The 23,685-nt window shown below is 72.5% G+C and carries 15 protein-coding genes; 10 read left to right on the top strand and 5 right to left on the bottom strand.

The genetic code is table 11. From position 1 onward, the window contains the following. The first annotated feature begins 46 nt into the window (after positions 1-46). The 5 genes from OG852_RS29365 (at position 47) to OG852_RS29345 (ending at position 9,828) form a co-directional block, all read left to right on the top strand. Positions 47-2,311, top strand: a complete 2,265-nt coding sequence (locus tag OG852_RS29365; RefSeq protein WP_330349454.1) for a bifunctional glycosyltransferase/CDP-glycerol:glycerophosphate glycerophosphotransferase — start codon at positions 47-49, stop codon at positions 2,309-2,311. 56 nt (positions 2,312-2,367) lie between these two features. Then, positions 2,368-4,572, top strand: coding sequence for a bifunctional glycosyltransferase/CDP-glycerol:glycerophosphate glycerophosphotransferase (locus OG852_RS29360; RefSeq protein WP_330349453.1), 2,205 nt, complete (start codon positions 2,368-2,370; stop codon positions 4,570-4,572). An 8-nt stretch (positions 4,573-4,580) separates the two neighbouring features. Beyond that, the gene (locus OG852_RS29355) at positions 4,581-6,797 is read left to right on the top strand and encodes a bifunctional glycosyltransferase/CDP-glycerol:glycerophosphate glycerophosphotransferase (protein WP_330349452.1); all 2,217 of its coding nucleotides are present in this window, start codon (positions 4,581-4,583) and stop codon (positions 6,795-6,797) included. Between the two features lie 99 nt (positions 6,798-6,896). Next, positions 6,897-8,180 carry a hypothetical protein gene (locus tag OG852_RS29350; protein ID WP_330351519.1) on the top strand — a complete coding sequence of 428 codons (1,284 nt, stop codon included), beginning with the start codon at positions 6,897-6,899 and terminating at the stop codon, positions 8,178-8,180. Positions 8,181-8,274: 94 nt separating this feature from the next. After that, entirely contained in the window at positions 8,275-9,828 is a 1,554-nt protein-coding gene (locus OG852_RS29345) for a hypothetical protein (protein WP_133914952.1), read from the top strand. 76 nt (positions 9,829-9,904) lie between these two features. On the opposite strand, the gene OG852_RS29340 is transcribed toward OG852_RS29345, so the two are convergent. After that, entirely contained in the window at positions 9,905-10,318 is a 414-nt protein-coding gene (locus tag OG852_RS29340) for an organic hydroperoxide resistance protein (RefSeq protein WP_133914951.1), read from the bottom strand. A 142-nt stretch (positions 10,319-10,460) separates the two neighbouring features. Between OG852_RS29340 and OG852_RS29335 the strand changes: the two genes are divergently transcribed. After that, positions 10,461-10,994: a MarR family winged helix-turn-helix transcriptional regulator gene (locus OG852_RS29335; protein ID WP_330349451.1), complete on the top strand. Its 534-nt coding sequence runs from the start codon at positions 10,461-10,463 to the stop codon at positions 10,992-10,994. Here the strand turns inward: OG852_RS29335 and OG852_RS29330 are convergent. Continuing rightward, complete coding sequence (locus OG852_RS29330) at positions 10,906-12,462, bottom strand: glycosyltransferase family 39 protein (RefSeq protein ID WP_330349450.1); 1,557 nt, start codon at positions 12,460-12,462, stop codon at positions 10,906-10,908. The two genes, OG852_RS29335 and OG852_RS29330, sit on opposite strands and share 89 nt — an antisense overlap. A gap of 92 nt (positions 12,463-12,554) precedes the next feature. Here OG852_RS29330 and OG852_RS29325 point away from each other — a divergent pair, with 92 nt between their 5' ends. After that, positions 12,555-13,799 carry a glycosyltransferase 87 family protein gene (locus OG852_RS29325; protein ID WP_330349449.1) on the top strand — a complete coding sequence of 415 codons (1,245 nt, stop codon included), beginning with the start codon at positions 12,555-12,557 and terminating at the stop codon, positions 13,797-13,799. Positions 13,800-13,864: 65 nt separating this feature from the next. Continuing rightward, the gene (gene galE, locus OG852_RS29320) at positions 13,865-14,845 is read left to right on the top strand and encodes a UDP-glucose 4-epimerase GalE (RefSeq protein WP_330349448.1); all 981 of its coding nucleotides are present in this window, start codon (positions 13,865-13,867) and stop codon (positions 14,843-14,845) included. A gap of 149 nt (positions 14,846-14,994) precedes the next feature. On the opposite strand, the gene OG852_RS29315 is transcribed toward galE, so the two are convergent. Next, positions 14,995-15,639: a LuxR C-terminal-related transcriptional regulator gene (locus OG852_RS29315; RefSeq protein WP_133914947.1), complete on the bottom strand. Its 645-nt coding sequence runs from the start codon at positions 15,637-15,639 to the stop codon at positions 14,995-14,997. Between the two features lie 39 nt (positions 15,640-15,678). After that, complete coding sequence (locus tag OG852_RS29310) at positions 15,679-16,326, bottom strand: TetR/AcrR family transcriptional regulator (RefSeq protein WP_208117249.1); 648 nt, start codon at positions 16,324-16,326, stop codon at positions 15,679-15,681. A gap of 183 nt (positions 16,327-16,509) precedes the next feature. Here OG852_RS29310 and OG852_RS29305 point away from each other — a divergent pair, with 183 nt between their 5' ends. Together OG852_RS29305 and OG852_RS29300 are read left to right on the top strand one after the other, a co-directional pair. Further along, entirely contained in the window at positions 16,510-17,427 is a 918-nt protein-coding gene (locus tag OG852_RS29305; RefSeq protein WP_133914945.1) for an ABC transporter permease, read from the top strand. Continuing rightward, complete coding sequence (locus OG852_RS29300; protein WP_330349447.1) at positions 17,420-18,304, top strand: ABC transporter ATP-binding protein; 885 nt, start codon at positions 17,420-17,422, stop codon at positions 18,302-18,304. Before OG852_RS29305 ends, OG852_RS29300 begins: the two co-directional genes overlap by 8 nt. 52 nt (positions 18,305-18,356) lie before the next feature. Here the strand turns inward: OG852_RS29300 and OG852_RS29295 are convergent, their stop codons facing one another. Then, the gene (locus tag OG852_RS29295) at positions 18,357-23,300 is read right to left on the bottom strand and encodes an NAD-glutamate dehydrogenase (protein WP_330349446.1); all 4,944 of its coding nucleotides are present in this window, start codon (positions 23,298-23,300) and stop codon (positions 18,357-18,359) included. Positions 23,301-23,685 lie beyond the last annotated feature (385 nt).

Genomic DNA, 23,685 nt, shown 5'->3' with positions numbered 1-23,685 from the left:
GCCGTTCCCGGGCAAGGCCCTGTCCGCGCCGACCCATGGATGTGCCTTGCCCAGGTTCAGTGTCATCGTCCCCGCGTACAAGGTTCAGGCGTATCTGCACGAGTGCCTCGAATCGGTGCTGTCGCAGTCCTGGAGCGATCTCGAACTGATCGCCGTCGACGACTGCTCGCCGGACGCCTGCGGGGAGATCATCGACGAGTTCGCGGTCCGCGACCCACGGGTGCGCGCGGTGCACCTGCCGGAGAACGTGGGGCTTGGCCGGGCCCGCAACGCCGGGATGCGGGTGGCGGTCGGCGACTATCTGCTGTTCCTCGACTCCGACGACACCCTCACCCCGGACGCCCTGCGCGCGATCGCCGACCGGCTGAAGGAGACCGGCGAGCCGGATGTGCTGGTCTACGACTACGCGCGCACCTACTGGACGGGCGCGGCCGAACGCAACAAGGTCGCTGACCTGCTGAGCGAGGAGGGCCCCGCGCCGTTCCGCCTGGAGGACCGCCCGGGGCTGTTCCGGCTGCTGATGGTGGCCTGGAACAAGGCCTGCCGACGGGAGTTCGTCGAACGTGCGGGCCTCACCTTCCCACCGGGCTACTACGAGGACACCCCGTGGACGTACCCGGCGCTGATGGCGGCGGAGTCGATCGCGACGCTCGACCGGGTCTGTGTGCACTACCGCCAGCGCCGCCGCGGCAACATCCTGTCCACCACCAGCCGCCGCCACTTCGACGTCTTCGAGCAGTACGACCGGGTCTTCGCGTTCCTCGAGGAGCGGCCCGAGCTCGCCCGGTGGCGGCCGGTGCTGTTCCGGCGCATGGTCGACCACTTCACGACGATCTTCAGCAAGCGGGACCGGCTGCCGCGCGCCGCCCGCGCCGAGTTCCTGCGCCGGGCCCGCGCCCACTACCGCCGCTACCTCACCCCGGGCACCGGCGTGCCGCTGCGCGCCCGGCTGCGGCACGCCCTGGTCCAGCTGGGCCTGCACCGCACCTACCGGGCCCTCCAGGCGGCGATGACCCTGCGCCGGCGCACCGTGAAGGTCGCGGTGAAGCTGGCCCGCGCGCTGCGGGCCGCCGTGCTCCAGGCGCACTACCGCGTCCAGCTACGGCTGCCCCTGCGCGCCGACCGGGCGGTGTTCGCGGCGTCCTGGGGGCGCGGGCACAGCTGCAACCCGGGTGCGCTGGAGGCCGCGTTCCGCACGTTCGCGCCCGAGGTGCGGACCGCGTGGATCGCCCGCCCCGAACACCGGCGGGCGATCCCTCCCGGCCCGCGTCCGCTCACCCCCGGCACGGCCGCCTACTGGACGGCGCTGGCCCGCTCCAAGTACCTCGTCAACAACGTCAACTTCGACCGCCGGCTGGTCAAGCGGCCCGGCCAGGTCTTCGTGCAGACCCAGCACGGCACCCCCCTCAAGCACATGGGCCTGGACCTCCAGGAGCGTCCGGCGGCCGCCCGCGACATGGACTTCGAGGAGTTGCTGCGGGGGGTCGACAAGTGGGACTACGTGCTGTCGGCCAACCGCCACACCACCTTGACCTGGGAGCGCGTCTACCCGGGCCGGTACCGGACCCTGGAGTACGGCTATCCGCGCAACGACGTCTTCCAGCGGGCGACGGCGGCGGACGTGGCCCGGCTGCGCGAGTCCCTCGGCATCCCCCGTGACACGGTCGCGATCCTGTACGCGCCGACGCACCGCGACCACCTGCGCACCCAGCACCCGGCCCTGGACCTGGAGCGCGTCCTGCGCCGTCTGGGGCCGCGCTTCGTGGTGCTGGCCCGCGCGCACCACTGGCAGGGCGCCGTCCTCGCGCCGCGCGCGCCCGGTGTCATCGACGTCGGCGACCATCCCAGCGTCGAGTCGCTGTGTCTGGCCTCGGACGCCCTGGTGACGGACTACTCGTCGATCATGTTCGACTACGCCAACCTGGACCGGCCGATCGTCGTGCACGCCCCGGACGAGGACTGGGCGGCGTACCGGGCGGCCCGCGGCGTCTACTTCGACCTGCGCGCCCTGCCGCCGGGCGCGGTGGCCCGCAGCGAGGACGAGCTGATCGACATCTTCGCCACCGGCCACTGGCGCGGCTCCCGCTCGACGCAGCTTCGCGCCGGGTTCCGCGAGCGGTACTGCCCGTACGACGACGGACGCGCCGCCGAGCGGGTCGTCCGCCGGATCGTGCTGGGCGAGACGCATCTGCCGCCGGTGGTGCCGCTCGCCGAGCGCCGGCCCGTGCCCTCGGCGGCTGCCTCGGGGCACCCCCCGCTCTCCGCCGTACCGCAGCCTTCCGGCTCGCACCCCGTCACCGACGGCCGCTGAACGCCGTTTGCCCGACGAACACACCGGCACCGAACGCCCGACAGAGAAAGAGCAGTATGCCCCGCTTCAGCATCATCGTCCCGTCCCATGGGGTCGCGGGCCGGCTGTCCCTGGCGCTGGACTCCGTCCTCGCCCAGTCCTTCGGCGACTTCGAGCTGATCCCGGTCTGCGACGCGCCGGACGCCCCGGCGGCCGGGCTCGCCGCCGGGTACGCCGAGCGGGACGCGCGGGTGACGCCGGTCGAGTCGCCGCCGTCGGCGGGCCTGGCCGGGGCGCGCAACACCGGGCTGCGGGCGGCGCACGGGGCGTACGTGCTGTTCCTCGACGGCGACGACACCCTCGCGCCGGGCGCGCTGGCGGCGCTGGACGCCCGGCTCGCCGCCACCGGCGAGGTGGACGTCGTGTACTTCGAACACGAGCGGACCCCGTGGTGGGAGGGCGAGCCGACCAACCCGGCGGCCCCGCTGCTGGCGAGGACACCGAAGGGCGCCTTCGCCCCGGCCGAGGCGCCCCGGATCACGGGGGTGCAGCTGCCCGCCTGGAGCGCCGCCTACCGCCGCGCGTTCCTCGCCGAGCACCGGCTCACCTTCCCCGAGGGCCCCTTCACCGACATCGGCTTCGCCGGCCCGGTCACCCTGCGGGCCGGCCGGATCGCCGTCCTGCGCTCGGTCGTCGTACGGCATCTGCTGCGCCGGCAGGGCAGCCGCCTCAACCTGCCGGGCGCCCACCACGCCGACCTGCTGGACCGCGTCGAGCAGGTGCTGGGAGCGGCCGCCGAACGCGGTCTGTCCGCCGACCGGTCGGGCCCGCTGTTCGAGCAGCTGTTCGCCCTCGTCCTCAAGACGGCCGCGCACCCGAGGCGGCTTCCGGCCCGCGGTCGCCGGGCGTTCTTCCGCCGCGCGGGCCGGCTGTACCGCCGCTACCGCCCGGCCGGTTTCCGCAGGCCGGGCGGGAGCGTCGGGGTGCAGCACCGGCTCCTCGCGGCGGGCGCGTACACGGCGTTCCGTGCGCTGCGCGGCGCCAACCGGAGCCTGTCGGCCGCGGCCCGGATCCTCCCGCGCCCCCGAGGGCTGCGCACCCGTCTGTTCTACCGGCGTCAGCTGCGCCGCCGTATCGACCCGAACCTGGCGGTGTACTGCGCCTACTGGGGCCGGGGTTACGCGTGCAGTCCGGCCGCGATCCACGCCAAGGCCGCCGAACTCGCCCCGCACATCCGTTCGGTGTTCCTCGTCGAGCCCGACCAGGCGCACACCGTGCCGAAGGACGTCGAGCACGCCGTGATCGGCAGCCGCCGCGCCTGGCAGGTCCTGGCCCGCGCCAAGTACCTGGTCAACAACGCCAACTTCGCGGAGGGCGTGGTCAAGCGGGAGGGCAGTGTGCATGTGCAGACCCAGCACGGCACCCCGCTGAAGAAGATGGGCGTCGACCAGTCGACGTACCCGGTGGTGGCGGCGGCGAGCGGCTCGTTCACCAAGCTGCTCGGGCGGGTGGACCGCTGGGACTTCAACCTCTCCTCCAACACCCACTCCACCCAGATGTGGGAGCGCGCCTTCCCCGGCCGCTACGAGCAGCTGGAGTACGGCTATCCGCGCAACGACGTCTTCTACACGGCGACCGCCGAGGACGTGGCCCGGATCCGGCGGGAACTCGGGGTCCCCGAGGGGAGGACGGCCGTGCTGTACGCGCCGACGCACCGCGACTACCGGACGGGCTTCGACAGCGGCCTGGACCTGGAGGCGTTCTGCGAGGCGGCCGGCGAGGACGTCGTCGTCCTGCTGCGCGCCCACTACTTCTACGACGTGGGCCTCGCCCGGGGGACGGGCCGGATCCTCGACGTCACCGGCCACCGCTCCTCGGAGGACGTGTGTCTGGCCGCCGACGCGCTGATCACCGACTACTCGTCGATCATGTTCGACTACGCCAACCTGGACCGGCCGATCGTCGTGTACGCCGACGACTGGGACGTCTACCGCGAGACGCGGGGCGTGTACTTCGACCTGATGGCGGCCCCGCCGGGACCGGTGGCCCGCACCCCGCAGGAGCTGGCGCGGGTGTTCCGCGACGGCTCGTACGCCTCGGCCGCGTCCGGGGAGCTCAGGGCCGCTTTCCGGGCCCGTTTCTGCCAGTTCGACGACGGCCGGGCCGCCGAGCGCGTGGTGCGCCGGGTGCTGCTCGGCGAGCCCCCGGAGGCGATCGAGCCCGTACTGCCGCTCGCCGACCGCGTCCCGGCCCCGGCCGCCGCCACCCTCGTAAGGAGCTGACCCCCGCAGTGCCCCGCTTCAGCGTCATCGTCCCCTGTTTCAAGGTGCAGGGCTTCCTGCGCGAGTGTCTCGACTCGCTCCTTTCGCAGTCGTACGCGGACTTCGAGGTGATCGCCGTCGACGATCGCTCGCCCGACGGCTGCGGTGCGATCCTCGACGAGTACGCGGACCGCGACGAGCGGGTCCGGGTGCTGCACCTGCCGGAGAACGTGGGCCTCGGCCGCGCGCGCAACGCGGGGATGCCGCACGCGGCCGGCGACTACCTGTTCTTCCTGGACAGCGACGACACCCTCACCCCGGGCGCCCTGCGCGCGATGGCCGACCGGCTCGCCGAGTCCGGGGACCCGGACGTGCTGGTGTTCGACTACGCGCGCACCTACTGGTGGGGCGGCACCCGCCGCAACGCCCTCGCGCACGTCCTGACGGAGGTCGGCGACGGCACCTTCACGGCGGCCGGGCACCCCGAGATCCTGGACCTGCTGATGGTCGTCTGGAACAAGGTCTACCGGCGCGACTTCGTCGAGAGCAACGGCTTCGCCTTCCCGCCCGGCTACTACGAGGACACGCCCTGGACGTTCCCGGTCATGCTCAGCGCGGAGCGGATCGCCACGCTGGACCGGATCTGTCTGAACTACCGCCAGCGCCGCCAGGGCAACATCCTGTCCACCACCAGCCGCAAGCACTTCGCCATCCACGACCAGTACGAGCGGGTCTTCGCCTTCGTCGACTCCCGCCCCGAGCTGGCGGCCTGGCGGCCCTATCTGCACCGCAAGATGGGCGAGCACTGCCTGGACATCCTGGCCAAGCCGGACCGGCTGCCGCCCTCCGACAAGGGCGAGTTCTTCCGCCGTACGGCCGAGATGTTCCGGGCCCACCGGCCCGGCGGCGCACCGGTGCCCCGGGAGTTGCGGGTGCTGGAGGGCGGGTACGCGGCGTACCGGGCGCGGCGGCAGGCGGGGCGCGTGGGGCGGGAGCTGGCGCGGCGCGGGACCCTCGTACGCCGGGCGGCCGGAGCGCGTGCGGGGCGGGTGGTGGACGGGGTGCGCGCCCGTCGGCCGATCGACCCGGAGCTGGTCGTGTACTCGGCGTTCTCGCACCGGGGCGTGCTGGGCGACCCCGGCGCGATCTACCGCACGGCACGCGAGATCGCCCCCCAGCTGCGCGGGGTGTGGGTGGTGCGCGACGAGGAGACGGCCGCGCGGCTCCCGGAGGGCGTCGAGCACGTCCTGCTCGACTCGCCCGCGTACCGGCGGGTGACCGCGCGGGCGGGTTTCTTCGTCAACAACGTCAACTGGCCGGGCGCGCTCGCCAAACGCCCCGGCAGCGTCCACATCCACACCCACCAGGGCACCCCGCTGAAGTACATGGCCGCCGATCTGCTGGACCGGCCGGGGGCGCGGTTCGGGGTGGACGTGCCGCAGATGCTGCGCCGCGCCGACCGCTGGGACCACAGCCTGGTCGCCAACCGGTACTCGGAGCTGGTGTGGGAGCGGGCCTACCCGTGCCACTTCGCCTCCGCGCGGACGGGCAGCCCGCGCAACGACGTGCTGGTCCGCGCGGACGCCGGGGCGGGCGCGGCGGTGCGGGCCCGGCTGGGCGTCCCGGCCGGGCACACGGTGGTGCTGTACGCGCCGACCCGCCGGGAGTACGTCCGCGGCGGGCACGTCGACCGGATCGACCTGGCCGGGTTCGCCGCCGAGCTGGGCGAGGGCCACACCCTCGTCGTACGGCTGCACCCGTCGCTGGCGACCGGGCACGCGCGCGGGATGGGCCTGGCGGATCTGCACCGGCGCGGGGTCCTCGTCGACGCGACGGACGAACCGCACGTCGAGGACGTCATGCTCGCCTCCGACGTGCTGGTCACCGACTACTCGGCCCTGATGTTCGACTACGCCAACCTGGACCGGCCGATCGTCGTGCACGCCGACGACTGGGAGGCGTACACGGCGAGCCGGGGCGCCTACTTCGACATCACCGCCGAGGCCCCCGGCCATGTCTCGCGCTCCTGCGGCGAGCTGGCCCGGCTGCTGACCTCGGGCGGCTGGCGGGACGAGGAGTCCACCCGGCGGCGGGCCGCCTTCCGGGCGCGTTTTTGCACGTACGACGACGGGCGCGCCGCCGAACGGGTCGTACGGCGGCTGCTGCTGGGCGAGGAGTTCCCGGACGTCGGGGCGGCGCGGGTGCCGGGGCCGAGCGCGGCGCACGAGGAGCTCGCGTCGACCTGAGCGGCGGGCCTGCGTGATAGGCCGGATGCCGTGAAAATCCCTCATGTCTTCGAAATCCGTCATGTGACGAAAGTCCGCCCCGGAGGGCCGCGTGCCTGGCTGCTGGTCCTGGCCGGTGTGTTCGCGGTGCTCCAGCTCGCGAACGTCACCGGCCGGGACACCCCGGACACCAAGAACTACCTGTCGTACGCGTTGAGTCTGCGCGGGGACACCCAGCGGGAGGCGGCGGCCACCGCCATCGACTACGCCTGCCGCAGCGGCGCCGCGATCGCGGCGCGGCGGCAGAGCGTGGACGTGGTCCGCTTCCACCGGCCGGATCCGTCCGCCCGGGTGCTGGCCGAGTGCCGGAAGCGTGAGGGGCGCGCGGTCGAGGCGCGACTGAGGGCGGGTCAGGTGGGCGGGCACACCGTGCCGTTCATGCCGGAGCGCTTCATGCGGATCTTCGAGGCGCGGCCCGGCTATCCGTTGTTCCTGCTGCCGTTCCTGACGTTGTTCGGGGTGACGTGGGGGCTGTGGCTGGCGGGGGTCGCGGTGACGGTGGCGGGCGGGGTGCTGGTCTTCCTGATTTTGCGCACCCTGCGCGCGCCGGCCCCCCTGTGTCTGACCGGCCAGGGCCTGTACTACGTCCTGCCGTGCGGCACGACCGCGATGCGCCCGATGACCGAGGGGTTGCTGCTGGCGCTGACGCTGGCCGCGGTGTGGGGGTGCGCGCTGGCCCTGGACGGGGAGGCGCGGCGGGTGCGGGAGGGGCTGTGGCTGGTGGGGGGCGCGCTGGCCGCGCTGTTCACGGTCAAGCACTCGCAGGCGCTGTTCCTCGGGCTGTGTCTGGCGGGCGCGGGCGCGCTGGTCGCCGTACGGCGTCGGCGGGCAGGGCGGGAGCCGGGGCGGGGGGTGCTCGCGGTGACGGCGGTGGGCTGCGGCGGGGCGCTGGGGACGGTGCTGCTGGCCCGGCTGCTGCACTATCCGGCGGAGTCGGAGAGCCTGCAGGATCTGCTGACCGGTCACTTCTCCCGGCCGGACCGCACGCGCGTGTGGCCGGAGTTCCTGCACCTTCAGCTCAACTTCTGGGTGGAGTGGACCCGTCGTCAGCTCTGGGAGCCGCTGTTCGCCGGGGCGCTGGCGGCGGGGGCGTGGGGGGTGTGGCGGGCGCGGCGGCCGGCGGGGGTGTTCGTGGTGGCCGCCGCGTTCACCGGGGTCCTCACCCAGGCCGGGCATCCGGACATCACCATCTGGGGTGACCGGCTGATCGTGCTGGCGTGGCTGCTGCCGGTGCTGGGGCTGCCGCTGCTGCTGGAGTCGGTGCTGCTGCGGGCGCGGATCGCGTTGCCGGCGCAGGACTCCGGCGAGGGGCACGACTCCGTTCGGGCTCACTCTCCCGGGTGACAGTCGGCAAGGCCGCCGATGCGGGCGGGAAGATACGGCCAATGCCCATCATGCGCATCTTTGCCCCTTTCTGCCGCCTTTCGGTCTCCGCCCGGTGAGCGCCGGTGTCCTGATCCGGCGTCCGGCGCGCGGTGCCGGGGCGCTGCGCGGCCGGCGGGTGTGGCGTCCGAGCCCGTACCAGGTCTTCGGTCTCCTGTTCTGGACGGTGACGACGCTGGCGTTCTGGCGGGTGCCGCTGTGCTGCGACGCGGGGGTGCACGCGGCGGTCGTCGAGCGTCTGAAGGCCGGTCTGCTGCACCCGCGCCATCCGATGGCCGATCTGCCGGGCGCGGGCAGCCCCTACTACTCGCCGTACGCGGTGGCCGAGGGCGTGTTCGCCCGGCTGACCGGCCTGACGGGGTGGGAGGTGCTGCGGGTCGCCGGGCCGGTGAACCTGGTCGTGCTGCTGACCGGTGTCGGCCGTTTCGTGCGGGCGCTGACGCCGAGACCGTGGGCGCCGGTGCTGGCGCTCGGCGCGATGACCCTGCTGTGGGGCACGGAACGCGCCTGGTGGAGCGGGTATCTGGGCCTGATGTCGATGACCGGCAACCTCGGTTATCCGTCCACCTTCGCGATCGGGCTGTCCTTCTGGGCGTGGTCGCTGACGGCGGCACGCGCGCGGGACGAACGCCGGGTCCGGTACGTCGGCCCGGACGGGCTGCGCGGCTTCACCGGGTACGCGGGGGTCGGCGCGCTGTACGGGGTGGTCCTGCTGGTGCATCCGATCACGGCGGTGGCGGCGGTGACGGGCGGTGTCGCGGTGGTCCTGGGCCGGCAGCGCGGGTGGCGTCCGGCGGTCGCGGTCCGGTGGACGGTGACGGTCGGCGCGGCGCTGCTGCTCGCGGCCGGATGGCCGTACTTCGACGTGTTCGCGCTGGCCGGGGACGGCAGCGTGGACGGGATGCACCGGCGGCTGTACGACGACCTGACGGGTCATTTCTGGCTGGCGTTGCTGGGGCTGCCGGCGCTCGGGGCGCGGGTGCGGCGCTCGGCGCGCGATCCGCTGGTGCTGATGTTCGTCCTGGACTGCCTGGTGGTGGCGTACGGGTTCGTCAGCGGCCACTACACCTACGGGCGGATCCTCGGCCTGACGCTGGTGCCGCCGCAGTTCGCGCTGGCGGTGGAGCTGGCGGCGCCCCGGCCGTGGGGCGCGGGGCGGCGGGTGCTGGGCGCGGTGGCGGCCGCCGGGGCGTGTCTGGGGCTGCTGACCGTGCAGGCGGGGGCGGTCGTGCCGCGGGCGCTGGATCCGGTGGGCTTCGACCAGCCGCCGCGCTGGCCGGCGTACGACTGGGCGGCGGGGCACATCGGGCCCGGGGAGGTGGTGATCACCGACGGGTACTTCGCCGTGCACGCGATCGCCGGGTACGGACCGAACCTCGCCGCGCCCGCCTGGCCGGACGCGGCGCTGGACGAGCGGGCGAGGCTGCGCCGGCTCGCGGACGTACGGGCGTATCTCGCGCCCGGCTCGACGCGCGCCGAGCGGACGGCGATCGCCCGCCGCTACCGCGTCCGCTGGCTGCTGCTGACGCGCTGGCACCCGGTGCCCGAGGAGGCCGTGGTGGTGGCGTGGAGCCGGCGGACGGGGGAGGTGCTGGCGCGGGTGGGATGAGGTCTCCCGAGGGGGTCGCGCGAGTGGCGGATCCCTCGGGAGGCCTCGATCCGGTGGCCCGGCGGCCCGGCGCGGACTACTCGATGACGAGGTCGACCTCGATGTTGCCGCGGGTGGCGTTGGAGTAGGGGCAGACCTGGTGGGCGGTCTCGACCAGCTTGCGGCCGGTCGCCTCGTCCACGGTGTCCGGGAGCTCGACGCGCAGCGTCACCTTCAGGCCGAAGCCCTCGCCCTCCTTGCCTATGCCGACCTCGGCGGTCACGGCCGCGTCGGAGACGTCGACCTTCGCCTGGCGGCCGACGAGGCCGAGAGCGCTGCCGAAGCAGGCCGCGTAACCGGCGGCGAAGAGCTGCTCCGGGTTGGTGCCCTGACCGTTGCCGCCCAGCTCCACCGGCATGGCGAGCGCGAGGTCGATCCTGCCGTCGTTGCTGACGGCACGGCCCTCGCGGCCGTGGGTGGCGGTGGCGACGGCGGTGTAGAGCGCGTCCATGGATGAACCATCCCTCTCGGAAGTCTGTGACGGGGGGTGGCCGGTCCGGTCACTGCTCGTGTCCGGGCCGCTCACGGAGATAAGTGAAGCACACAATTCAATTGTGCACAACTAAATGGCTCGCCGGGGCTACCCTGGAGGCATGACCCCGACGTCGACCCCTCTCGCGGCCCCCGTCCCCTCGGAGAACTGGCTGCGCCTGGACCGCCAGATCTGCTTCTCCCTGCACGCCGCCTCGCGTGCCTTCAACGGTGTCTACCGCGTGATCCTCAAGGAGCTCGGGCTGACCTACCCCCAGTACCTGGTGATGCTGGTGCTGTGGGAGCAGGGCGAGCTGCCCGTGAAGAAGCTCGGCGAGCATCTGCGCCTGGACTCCGGCACGCTCTCCCCACTGCTCAAACGGCTGGAGACCGCGGGCCTGGTGAGCCGGGAGCGCAGCCCGCGCGACGAACGCTCGGTGGAGATCCGGCTCACCGAGGAGGGCGCCGCCCTGCGGGAGCGGGCCCTGCAGGTGCCCCGGCGGATCGTCTCGGCGACCGGGTTCCGACTGGAAGAGATCACCGAGCTGAGGGAACGCCTCGACCAGCTCACCGAGTCCTTGGACGCGGCGGCACTGGAGGAGCAGCCGGGGGAGGCTCGGCGGCAGCCGGACGGCGGATGTAGAGACCGAGGGTGACACCGTCGCGGACGAAGACGCGTCCGGGCCCGCCCGGTACGAACTCCTCCGTCACGACGGCCAGCTTGACCCGCTCGGTCGGGTTGCGCGGGTACCACCGGGAGCGCAGGGCGTACGGCTCGGCCAGCACCCACAGCCGGTCCAGCGCGAGCAGCTCGCGGCGCAGCTCGGCGGCGCCCCGCTCGCGGCCGTAGAGCGTGCCGGAGGCGGGCCCGGACGCCGTCAGCGCCACGTCCCGCGCCGTCCGGAAGCCCTCCGGACGCGCCACCTTCGCCCGCCGCCCGATGCTCGGCAGGAACACCACGGCGTCCCCCGGCCGCACCTCGCGCGCGGCCAGCGCGGAGACGGCGGCGAAGGTGTCGGGGCGGCCGCGGAGCGTGCGGTCCTCGCGGTACAGGGGCAGGTGGTGGGTGAACGCGAGGGCGACCGCCAGGGTTCCCACGAGCGGGACCAGCGGCGACCTCCCCCCGAGCAGCCGGTCCGCGCCCGCCGCCACCAGGAGCGGTACCCCCGCGAGGGCGTACAGCACATAGCGGTCGTCGTACATCGGGCGGAGCTGGGAGACCGTGAGCAGGGCCAGCGGAGGCAGGACGGCCCAGGGCAGGGCCACCGCCGTGAGGGTGAGCCGGCGGGGGCCCGGCAGGGCGGCGAGCGCGAGCGGCAGACAGGTCCAGAAGACCGGCCCGTCCGTCCCGAGGAAGGCGTGCAGCAGCCGCTCCGCCGTGCCCGTGTCCGGACGGGGCAGCCACGCCACCTGCCCGGCCTGGGCCCGCGAGACGAGGGCGAGCGGGGACAGCGCGAGCACCGCCGCACCGGCCGCCGCGCCCCAGCGCGCCCAGGTCCGTGCTCCCACGCGCGCGTGAAGGAGCGTCACGGCGTGGGCGAGCACCAGCAGCACCGCCAGCTCGTGCAGCAGACACGTCAGGGCGAGGACGACGCCGTACGGCCACCAGGGGCGCCCGTCGAGCGCCCGGACGAGCAGCAGGGCCGCCCCGGCCGCTCCCGCGCAGACGAGCGCGTAGGAGCGGCCCTCCTGCGCGTAGTGGCCGACCAGCGGGGTGACCGCGTAGAGCAGCCCCGCCCACAGACCGACGCGCGGCCGGGCCAGCCGGGCGCCGAGCGCCGCGACCAGGGCCGTGGCGAGGGCCGCCGCGCCGACGGACGGCAGCCGCAGGACGGTCTCGCCGGGGCGGACGGCGAGGACGGCGTGCAGGAGGAGGTAGTACAGGCCGTGGACGGCGTCCACACCGTGCAGCAGCCGCCAGATCTGCGGCACCGAGCGCCGCGCCACCTGGAAGGTGACCGCCTCGTCGCGCCACATGCCGCCCCGGTCGAGCCCCCACAGACCGAGCGCGAGCATGACACCGGCGGGAAGGAGCACCGCCCCCGCCCCCCGCCACGACGGCCCGCCCTCCCCGGCCGCCGCCCGTCCCCCGTCCGCCGCACCGCCCGTGTTCACGCTGTCCACGGACCCCATTTTGTTGGATTTAGTACCGCTTCTTGGCTATTGACGGAGTATCTTAACTAAAGAGGCATTCGGGCGCCTTACGATCCGCCGTCATGAGACGTCGTCACCTTCTCGCCGGCCTCGCCGCCGCCTGGCTGGCCTCCCGCGCCCTGATGCTGTGGCTGCTCGCCCACGACTCCCTCGGAATCCTGGGCGGCCGGGTGGGCCGTGAGGTGTGGCACCTGTACCACCACTGGTACGGCGTCCTCGCGCACGGCGCCTTCCCCGCGCACGACACCCTGTGGCAGTACCCGCCGGGTGCCGGTCCCGTCCTGCTGTCGCCGGGCGTGCTGCCGTGGTGGACGTATTTCGAGGCGTTCGTCGCCCTCACGGTCCTCTCGGACGCCGCGGTCGCCTGCGCGCTCGCGCGCGCGGGCACCCGCCCCGGCCGCACCCTGGCCGGGGCGGCGGTCTGGGTGGGCGGGCTGCCCCTGCTGGTCCGCGTCCCGTTCGCCCGCTACGACGTGCAGGTCACGGCGCTCGCGGTGATCTCCCTGCTGGCGCTCGCCCGCTCCACGCGCGCGTGCGGGGCGTTCGCGGCCGCGGGGGCGCTGGTCAAGGTGTGGCCGGCGCTGGTGCTGGTGGGCGTGCGGCGGGGCCGCGACTCCCGGTCGGTGTGGTCGTCGGTGGCGCTCACCGGCGCCTCGCTGTTCCTGCTCCTGGTGTTCGCGTTCCGCAATCCGCTCGCCTTCGTGCGCCAGCAGGGCGGCAGGGGCGTGCAGATCGAGTCCCTCGGCGGCACCCTGCTCTCGCTCGCGACCCACGCCGGATGGCCGGGCGAGGTCCGCTACCGGTACGGCGCGATGGAGTTCACCGGGCCGTACGTCTCCAGCGTGGCGCACGCCTCGCTCGCCCTGACCGCCGTGGCCTTCGGCCTGCTCCTGCTGTGGCGGGTCCGCGCCCGGCACTGGACCGAGGCCGTGCCCTTCGACGCCGCGCTGAGCGCGGTCCTGCTGTTCACCGTCACCAGCCGGGTGATCAGCCCGCAGTACATGATCTGGCTGGTGGGCCTGGCCGCCGTCTGCCTCAGCTCCCGGCACACCACCCAGCGCGCGGTGACGGCGCTGATCCTCGCGTCGACCGCGCTCAGCGCCGTGATCTTCCCGGTCGAGTACGGCAAGGTCATCGAGTGCACCTGGACCGGCACCGGGCTGATGGTCCTGCGCAACGGCCTGCTGCTCGCGGCGGCCGTGCTGTCCTACGTCCGCCTGTGGCGCGCGACCACCGCGCGCGCCCCCCAGCGCGCCGGGAGTTGTCCACAGACTCTGCGGGAGAGCCGTACGCCTGCTTCACTGTGAGACGAACAGGCCGATCGCGGACGAAACGCACCGCACCGGCCGGCCGACTTGGGGGAGTCTCCGACATGACGTGGCTGATCACCGGCGGCGCCGGCTACATCGGGGCGCACGTCGTCCGCGCGATGACCGCGGCGGGCGAGCGGGCGGTGGTGTACGACGACCTGTCGACCGGCGTCGTCGCGCGCGTCCCGGAGGGGGTGCCGCTGGTGACCGGCTCGACCCTGGACGGGGAGCGGGTCGCCCGCGCCCTCGCCGAGCACGCGGTCACCGGTGTCGTCCATCTCGCGGCGAAGAAGCAGGTCGGCGAGTCGGTGGAGCGGCCCCTGCACTACTACCGGGAGAACGTGGAGGGCCTCAGGGTCCTCCTGGAGGCGGTCACCGCGGCCGGTGTCCGCTCCTTCGTGTTCTCCTCCTCGGCCGCCGTGTACGGCACGCCGGACGTCGGCCTCGTCACCGAGGACACCCCGTGCGTGCCGATGTCCCCGTACGGCGAGACGAAGCTGGCCGGTGAGTGGCTGGTCCGCGCGACGGGCCGCTCGACCGGCCTCGCCACGGCCTGCCTGCGCTACTTCAACGTGGCGGGCGCGGCCTCCCCCGACCTCGCCGACACCGGCGTGTTCAACCTCATCCCGATGATCTTCGAAAGACTCACCGAGAACGCCCCGCCCCGTGTCTTCGGCGACGACTACCCCACCCCCGACGGCACCTGCGTCCGTGACTACATCCATGTCGCCGACCTCGCCGAGGCCCATGTGGCCGCCGCGCACGCCCTGCGGACCTCCCCCGGCCGCGCCCTCACCCTGAACGTCGGCCGCGGCGAGGGCGTCTCGGTCCGGGAGATGATCGACCGGGTCACCGCCGTCACCGGCCACCACCGGCCCCCCACGGTCACCCCCCGCCGCCCCGGCGATCCGGCCCGGGTGGTCGCCTCCGCCGACCGCATCGCCACCGAACTGGGCTGGAAGGCCGTCCACGACGTCCACGACATGATCACCTCGGCCTGGGAGGGCTGGCTGCGGCTGCATCCCGAAGCGGCCGGGGTGTAGGCGGGCCGACCCCGTGGGCCGGCGGGAGGACCGCCATCGCGCGTGCCGTCGGGTGTGTCGTCGGGTCCACCGCGGGCGGCGCGCCGACGGCCGCGGCGGTGCGCGTTGGCTCGTTGAGCGGTCGGCCAGGGGGTGTTTCGAAACACCCCCTAGGCGTTGTTGAGGTAGGCCAGTACCGCGAGCACCCGGCGGTGGCCGCTGTCGCTCGGGGGGAGGCCCAGCTTCAGGAAGACGTTGCCGATGTGTTTGCTGACCGAGCGCTCGGTGATGACGAGGGTGCCGGCGATGGTGGTGTTGTCGTGGCCCTCGGCCATCAGCTCGAGGACCTCCCGCTCGCGCGGGGTGAGCCGGTCCAGCGGGGAGTCCTTGCGGCGGGTCAGCAGCTCGGTGACGACCTCGGGGTCGAGGGCCGTACCGCCCCCGGCGACCCGTTCCAGGGCGTCGAGGAACTCGTCGACACGGCCCACCCGGTCCTTCAGCAGATAGCCGACGCCGTTCGCGCCGCCGCCGAGCAGTTCGGCCGCGTAGGACTCCTCGACGTACTGGGAGAGGACCAGGACCGGGAGGCCGGGGATCTTCCCGCGCGCCTCCAGGGCGGCCCGCAGCCCCTCGTCACGGAAGCCCGGCGGCATCCGCACATCGAGCACGGCCACGTCGGGACGGTGCTCCAGCAGCGCCGGCAGGATCTCGGGGCCGGAGCCGGCGACGGCAGCCACCTCGTGCCCGGCCGACGTCAGCAACAGGACGAGGCCCTCCCTGAGCAGGGCGTTGTCCTCGGCCAACACGACTCTCATGCCACCTCGACTCCCGTCACGGCGCCCGGAGTTCTCCGGTCACAGCGCCTTGATCGCCTCCGCGGTGGCCCGCGCCAGCGCGCCCAGATATCCCTTGGGCAGCTTCGGACTGCGGATCACCACCGAACGCCAGTAAAGCGGACCGGAGATCAGGTCGAGCGCCAGCTCGTCGTCGAGGCCCGTCCGGACCTCGCCGCGCTGCTCCGCCGCCGCCACGATCTTCAGCGCGACGCCCTCCTGCCCCTCCCTCAGCGCCTTCTGCAGCGCCTCGGCGATCTCCGGGTTGCGGGCCGCCTCGGCCTGGAGGTCGGGGATGATCTGCGAGGCCGCGGGATGCCGCAGCGCCCGGGACGTCAGCTCGTACAGCATCCGCAGATCGCCCTCCAGGCTGCCCGTCTCCGGCGCCGGCAGGCCCTGCACGGCGAGCGCCGAGACGAGGTCGAGGACCAGGTGCAGCTTGGAGCGCCAGCGCCGGTACACCGCGGTCTTGCCGACCCCGGCGCGCCGGGCGATGCCCTCGATGGACATGCGCGCGTAGCCGACGGTCGCGAGCTCCTCGAACACGGCCGCCCGGATGGCTTCCGTCACATCCTCGCGGAGCACGGCCGCGCCCGCGGGAGCCCGGCGGCGCGGCTTCGCCTGCGGTTCGCCTGCGTTCGTCGCGTTCGTCGTCATGCCGTCCAGCATAGGGCGTTACGACGAAACGGTTGCGTTCCGACGTCGAATAGGCCTACGCTCACGTTGCGACGATACGGTCCCGTCCCGACGTAAGAAAACGTGAAGAGAAACGTAAGAGAACGCCGGGCGACGGCAGAGTGCAGCCACAGCGGCCGCACACGCACCCCCACCCCCCGAGTGAAAGCAGCGGATGTGAGCCAGGTACTCCACACACCGCCGACACAGGCCGGACCCCCCGACGACGACCTGGCGGCCCTCGCCGCCCGTCACGGCCTCGCGGTCAGCGGTGCCCGCCCCTCCCTGCCCCAGTACATCCGCCAGTTGTGGGCACGCCGCCACTTCATCACCGCCTTCGCCACCGCCAAGCTCACCTCGCAGTACAGCGACGCGAAGCTGGGCCAGATCTGGCAGGTGATGACCCCCCTGCTGAACGCGGCCGTGTACTACTTCATCTTCGGCCTGCTGCTCGGGACCAAGAAGGGCGTCCCGGACTACATCCCCTTCCTGGTCACGGGCGTGTTCGTGTGGACGTTCACCCAGAGCTCGATCATGTCGGGCACCAAGGCCATCTCCGGCAACATCGGCCTGGTGCGGGCCCTGCACTTCCCCCGGGCCGCGCTGCCGATCTCGTACTGCCTCCAGCAGCTCCAGCAGCTGCTGTTCTCGATGGCCGCGCTGCTGGTCATCCTGTTCGTCATGGGCGTGCCGCCGGCGCTGTCCTGGGTCCTGGTCGTCCCCGTGCTGCTGCTCCAGTTCGTCTTCAACGCCGGCGTGTCGCTGATCATGGCCCGGGCCGGCGCGAAGACCCCCGACATCGCCCAGCTCATGCCCTTCGTGCTGCGCACCTGGATGTACGTGTCCGGTGTGATGTGGAGCATCGACAAGCTGCTCAGCAAGCACACCGACTGGCCGGCCTGGGTCACCGACGTGCTGCGCGCCAACCCCGCCGCCGTCTACATCGACCTGATGCGCTTCTCGCTGATCGACAGCTTCCACGCGAGCCAGCTGCCGCCCCACGTGTGGGCATGGGCGACCGGCTGGGCGCTGCTCGCCGGCGTCGGCGGCTTCATCTACTTCTGGAAGGCTGAGGAGACGTACGGCCGTGGCTGACAACACCCCCCGCACCGAGCCCTTCGACCGCGCCGACGAGCGGGCCCCCACCGTCATCGCCGACCACGTCGACATCGTCTACCGGGTCAACGGCACCGGCGGCGGCCGCGGCAGCGCCACCGCGGCCCTCAACCGCATCCTGCGCCGCAAGCAGACCGAGAAGGCGGCCGGCACCCGGCTGGTGCACGCCGTGAAGAACGTCTCCTTCGTCGCCCACAAGGGCGAGGCCATCGGCCTGATCGGCACCAACGGCTCCGGCAAGTCGACCCTCCTCAAGGCGGTCGCCGGTCTGCTGCCGGTCGAGCGCGGCCGGATCTACACCGACGGCCAGCCCTCCCTCCTCGGCGTCAACGCGGCCCTGATGGGCGACCTGACGGGCGAGCGCAACGTCTACCTCGGCGGCCTGGCCATGGGCATGTCCAAGGAGCAGATCCGCGAGCGCTACCAGCAGATCGTCGAGTTCTCCGGCATCAACGACAAGGGCGACTTCATCTCCCTGCCGATGCGCACGTACTCCTCCGGCATGGGTTCGCGGCTGCGGTTCTCCATCGCCGCCGCCAAGGACCACGACGTCCTCCTCATCGACGAGGCCCTCGCCACCGGTGACGCGCTGTTCCGCAAGCGGTCGGCCGACCGCATCCGCGAGATGCGCGAGCACGCCGGCACCGTCTTCCTCGTCAGCCACAGCAACAGCTCGATCCGCGAGACCTGCGAACGCGTGCTGTGGCTGGAGCGCGGCGAGCTGAAGATGGACGGGCCGACCGAGGAGGTCATGGACGCCTACGAGGAGTTCAGCGGCGACCCGAAGGCCAAGAGGAAGCCGGCCCCGAAGAAGCCGGCCGCCACGCCCGCTCCCAAGCCGGCCGCGACGCTCTGAGCCCAGCACGAAGGGGGCGCCTCCCGGTGGGAGGCGCCCCCTTCGCCGTTCCCTACGAATGCGTCCGCAGCAGCGTCCTCATCGTCCGCATCGCCACCGACAGGTTCGCCAGGTCGAACGTCTCCGAGCTCTGGATCTCCTCCAGCGTCGTCCGCGCCCGGCCCAGGATCGCCGCGTTCTTCTCCTCCCACGCCTTGAACCGCTGCTCGGGCGTCGAGGTGCCGTTGCCGACGGCCAGGACGTCCGCGGTCAGCGCCGCGTGGGCCGCGTAGAGGTCCTCACGGATGGAGGCGCGGGCCATGGACTGCCAGCGGTCGGCCCGCGGCAGCTCGATGATGCGGTCCATGAGCTGGGTGATGTGCAGCCGGTCCGCGAGGTCGTAGTAGACCTCCGCGACGTCCAGCGGGTCCTTGCCCGTCCGGTCGGCCACCGACACGATGTCCAGCGCCGGGAACGCGGAGGAGAACCCGGCCACCCGCGTCGCCAGCTCGTCCGGCACACCGGCCCCGGTCAGCTCGTCGTAGATCTTCTGCCACCACTCCAGGTCCGCGCCGCGCAGCAGCTTGGTGAGCTGCGACCAGACCTGCTCGACCCGCTCGGCGAAGAAGTCCACCGTCTCGGCGAGCTGCAGCGGCTGCGGCCGGTTGTTCAGCAGCCAGCGCGTGCCCCGCTCGACGAGCCGGCGCGAGTGCAGCCGGATCCGGGTCTGCACGGCCGCCTCGACCGTGTTGTCCAGCTCCTCCACCGCGTCCCACACCGGCGCCGACCGGAAGATCGCCCGGGCCGCGGACTGCGCCCGCACGATCTCCTCCAGCGAGGCCCCCGTCTCCTCGCGCAGCCGGTGCAGATACGTCGTACCGCCCGTGTTGACCGTGTCGTTGACCAGCACGGTCGTGGTGATCTCACGGCGCAGCGGGTGGCTGTCGATGTGCTCCGGGAACTGCTCGCGCAGCGCGGTCGGGAAGTACGCGTACAGCAGACCGCGCAGGTACGCATCGTCCGGCAGGGAGGTCTGCAGCAGCTCGTCCGAGACGGTGATCTTCGTGTACGCCAGCAGGACGGCCGTCTCCGGGCCGGTCAGGCCGTGGCCGGAGCCGAGGCGCTCACGGATCTGCCGGTCGGTCGGCAGGAACTCCAGCGCCCGGTCCAGGTGGCCCTCGCGCACCAGGTGGCGCAGGAAGCGCTGCTGGGCGTGGAGCATGTCCTTGGACTGGGCGAGGGCGTTGGCGATCGCCGTGTTCTGCGCGTAGTTGTTGCGCAGGACCAGCGCGCCGACCTCGTCGGTCATCTCGGCGAGCAGCTTGTTGCGCTGCTTGACGGTCATGTCGCCGTCCGTGACCAGCCCGTTGAGCAGGATCTTGATGTTCACCTCGTGGTCGGAGGTGTCCACGCCCGCGCTGTTGTCGATGGCGTCGGTGTTGATCCGGCCGCCCTGGCGGGCGAACTCGATCCGGCCGAGCTGGGTCAGCCCGAGGTTGCCGCCCTCGCCGACGACCTTGACCCGCAGGTCCTGGCCGTCGACGCGGATCGGGTCGTTGGCCTTGTCGCCGACGTCCGCGTTCGACTCGGTGCTCGCCTTGACGTACGTGCCGATGCCGCCGTTCCACAGCAGGTCCACCGGCGCGGAGAGGATCGCCTTCATCAGGTCGGCCGGGGTCAGCTTGGTGACGCCCGCCTCGATGCCGAGGGCCTGCCGGATGTGCCCGTTGACCGGGATCGCCTTCGCCGTCCGGGGGAAGACACCGCCGCCCGCGGAGATCAGGTCGGCGTTGTAGTCGGCCCAGGAGCTGCGCGGCAGCTCGAACAGACGGCGGCGCTCGGCGTAGGAGGTCGCGGCGTCCGGGTCGGGGTCGATGAAGATGTGCCGGTGGTCGAAGGCGGCGACCAGGCGGATGTGCTCGGACAGCAGCATGCCGTTGCCGAACACGTCACCGGACATGTCACCGATGCCGACGACCGTGAAGTCCTCGACCTGGGTGTCGACGCCCATGTCGCGGAAGTGCCGCTTCACGGACTCCCAGGCGCCGCGGGCGGTGATGCCCATCGCCTTGTGGTCGTAGCCGGCCGAGCCGCCGGAGGCGAACGCGTCCCCCAGCCAGAAGCCGTACGACCCGGCGACCTCGTTGGCGATGTCGGAGAACGTCGCCGTGCCCTTGTCGGCGGCGACCACCAGGTAGGTGTCGTCCTCGTCGTGCCGTACGACGTCGGCCGGCGGCACGACCTCCCCGGCGACCATGTTGTCGGTGATGTCGAGCAGCGCCGAGATGAAGGTGCGGTAGCTGGCGATGCCCTCGGCGAGCCAGGCGTCGCGGTCCACGCCCGGGTCGGGGAGCTGCTTGGCGACGAAGCCGCCCTTGGCGCCGACCGGCACGATGACGGTGTTCTTCACCATCTGCGCCTTGACCAGGCCGAGGATCTCCGTGCGGAAGTCCTCCCTGCGGTCCGACCAGCGCAGACCGCCGCGCGCGACCTTCCCGAACCGGAGGTGCACGCCCTCCACGCGGGGCGAGTACACCCAGATCTCGAACGCCGGCCGCGGCGCCGGCAGGTCAGGGATGGCCTGCGGGTCGAACTTCATCGACACGTACGCGTGCGGCGTGCCGCCCTTGCCGGTCTGGAAGAAGTTGGTGCGCAGGGTCGCCTTGATGACCGTCAGGAAGGACCTGAGGATCCGGTCCTCGTCGAGCGAGGCCACCTGGTCGAGCGCCGCGTCGAGCTCCTCCAGGAGCGCGTCGACGATCTCCAGCCCGGCCCGCTGCCGGCCCGGCGACATCCGCGCCTCGAACAGGGAGACCAGGAGCCGGGTGGTGTGGACGTTCGTACGGAGGGTGTCCTCCATGTAGTCCTGGCTGAACGTGGACCCGGCCTGCCGCAGGTACTTGGCGTAGGCGCGCAGCACCATCGCCTGCCGCCAGTTCAGCCCGGCGCCCAGCACCAGCGCGTTGAACCCGTCGTTCTCCGCCTGGCCGGTCCAGGTCGCGGCGAACGCGTCCTGGAACCGCTCACGGCCGTCGTCGCCGAGCAGATCGGTGGTGCCGCCGCCCAGCGCCTTGGGGATGCGCAGCCCGAAGTCGTAGATCCAGGACACCGACCGGTCCGAGCAGCGCAGCTCGTACGGCCGCTCGTCGATCACCTCGACACCGAGCCGGTTCAGCACCGGCAGCACCGCCGACAGGGAGATCGCGTCGCCCTTGCGGTAGATCTTGAAGCGGCGCTCGTCGGGCGCGGCGCCCACCGGCTCGTACAGGCTGAGGGAGAAGTTCTGCTCCTCGGTGAGCCGTTCGAGGTGGACGAGGTCGGCGACCGCGGCGCGCGGGGTGTGGTCGGCCTTGTAGCCCTCGGTGAAGGCGTTGGTGTAGCGGCGCAGCAGCTCGGCGGCCCGCTCCTCGCCGAGTTCGGCGGTGAGCGCCTCGGAGAACGCGTCCGCCCAGGACCGGGCGGCCTCGACGAGACGGGCCTCGATGCGGTCCTTGTCGGACTCGGACAGCTCGGGCAGCTCGGTGCCCGGCGCGACCCGCACCACGAAGTGCAGCCGCGACAGGATCGACTCGGTGTTCCAGGCGGTGAAGTCGACGCTGGTGCCGCCGAGCTCCTCCTTGAGGATGTCGATGATCCGCAGCCGGACGCCGGTGGTGTAGCGGTCGCGGGGCAGGTAGACGAGCGCCGAGTAGTAGCGCCCGTACTCGTCCTGCCGCAGGTACAGCCGCAGCCTGCGCCGCTCCTGCAGGTACAGCACCGAGGTGACGATGGAGCGCAGTTCGTCGACCGGCGTCTGGAAGAGCTCGTCGCGCGGGTAGGTCTCCATGATCTGGAGCAGGTCGCGTCCGTCGTGGCTGTTGGGCGAGAACCCGGCACCCGTCAGGACGGCCTCGACCTTGCGCCGCACGACGGGGACCCGCATCACGGACTCGGTGTAGGCGGCCGAGGAGAACAGTCCGAGGAAGCGGCGCTCCCCGACGACGTTCCCTTCGGCGTCGAACTTCTTCACCCCGACGTAGTCGAGGTACGACGGCCGGTGCACGGTGGCCCGGCTGTTGGCCTTGGTCATCACGAGCAGCTTGTGCTCACGGGCCTTGGCGCGGGCGTCGGCGGGCAGCCGCTCGAACGACGGGCTGACGGGGTGGGCGTCCTCACCGGCGTGTTGCGGGTCGGCGCGCAGGATGCCGAGGCCGGTGCCGGGCACGGCCGCGAGGGAGTCGTCCTCACGGAGCTGATACTCGCGGTAGCCGAGGAAGGTGAAGTGGTCGGCGGCGAGCCAGCGCAGCAGCTCCCGCGCCTCCTCGACGTCGGCGGAGGCAAGATCGCCGGGTGTGGGCTCCTCGACGAGACCGTCGGCGATCCGCAGCGCCGAGTCCCGCATCTTCTCCCAGTCCTCGACGGCCTCCCGGACGTCGGAGAGGACCCGCAGCAGGTCGGCGGTGACCTGCTTGAGGTCGGCGCGGTCGGTCTCGCGGTCCATCTCGACGTGGATCCACGACTCGACGTGCGCGTCGTGCGGAAGAACACCGGAGTGCACGCCGCCCAGCACCTCGATGAGCCTGCCGGTCACATCGCGGCGCACCAGCACCTGCGGGTGCACGACGAGGTGGATGCCGCGCCCCTGGCGGGTCAGCTCGTTGGTGACGGAGTCGACGAGGAAGGGCATGTCGTCGGTGACGACCTCGACGACGGAGTGGCTGCAGGTCCAGCCGTTCTCCTCGACGGTCGGCGTGTGGACCCTGACGTTGGCGGTTCCCTGCGGCCGGTTCTCGGCGAGCCGGTAGTGGGAGAGAGCGGCTCCGAAGACATCGACCGGGTCGCGGTCCTTGAGGTCCTCCGGGGCGGTGTGCAGGTAGTAGCGCTGGAGGAACGCGAGGAGGGCGTCATGGTCCGGGGTGCCCGCAGTGCCCTCGCTCGTCGTCCCAGTCGGTAGGTACCCCCCGACCGGGCTGTTCTCAGCGACCCGCGCCGCCCTCTCGAGCAGCTCGGCCTTGGCTTCGTCCAGCTTGGTCTGCATTGTCCTCTGACTCCTGTCGCGCGCCGTTGCGTGACGTAGAAGGAAGTACGGTGTCTTCCCTTGCGGCTCGACGCCACGGCCCGGGGTCTCCGGTCCGCTCCGACGCTATGCCGCAAGGTGAGATGAGCGGGGGGTTATCGGCCATTCTCGACACCACCACGAGGTGTGACGCTGCTCTCCGCGCCGCGCTGTCCCCGGGTGTGTACGGCGTCCTGGGGCCCCTTGCGCCCCTGTCCCGCCCGCAAGGACCAGCGTCCGCCGCCCGGCCGCGGAGATGGTCCGCACACACCGGGCGCAGGGCAGGGGCAACAGAACCCCCGCGAGCTATCGCGCTGATCACGCCACCAAGGCTATCGCTCCCCACCCGGGCCCCGTCATGAGCCGT

This window comes from Streptomyces sp. NBC_00582 (assembly GCF_036345155.1).
GTDB lineage: Bacteria > Actinomycetota > Actinomycetes > Streptomycetales > Streptomycetaceae > Streptomyces.
This window is presented reverse-complemented; position numbering and strand designations above follow the sequence as displayed.

Excerpts from the sequence above, each read along its gene's own strand:
- OG852_RS29360 (WP_330349453.1), top strand. The coding sequence starts at position 2,368 with ATGCCCCGCTTCAGCATCATCGTCCCGTCCCATGGGGTCGCGGGCCGG.
- OG852_RS29340 (WP_133914951.1), bottom strand. The coding sequence starts at position 10,318 with ATGGACGCGCTCTACACCGCCGTCGCCACCGCCACCCACGGCCGCGAG.
- OG852_RS29335 (WP_330349451.1), top strand. The coding sequence starts at position 10,461 with ATGACCCCGACGTCGACCCCTCTCGCGGCCCCCGTCCCCTCGGAGAAC.
- OG852_RS29325 (WP_330349449.1), top strand. The coding sequence starts at position 12,555 with ATGAGACGTCGTCACCTTCTCGCCGGCCTCGCCGCCGCCTGGCTGGCC.
- galE (WP_330349448.1), top strand. The coding sequence starts at position 13,865 with ATGACGTGGCTGATCACCGGCGGCGCCGGCTACATCGGGGCGCACGTC.
- OG852_RS29315 (WP_133914947.1), bottom strand. The coding sequence starts at position 15,639 with ATGAGAGTCGTGTTGGCCGAGGACAACGCCCTGCTCAGGGAGGGCCTC.
- OG852_RS29310 (WP_208117249.1), bottom strand. The coding sequence starts at position 16,326 with ATGCTGGACGGCATGACGACGAACGCGACGAACGCAGGCGAACCGCAG.
- OG852_RS29295 (WP_330349446.1), bottom strand. The coding sequence starts at position 23,300 with ATGCAGACCAAGCTGGACGAAGCCAAGGCCGAGCTGCTCGAGAGGGCG.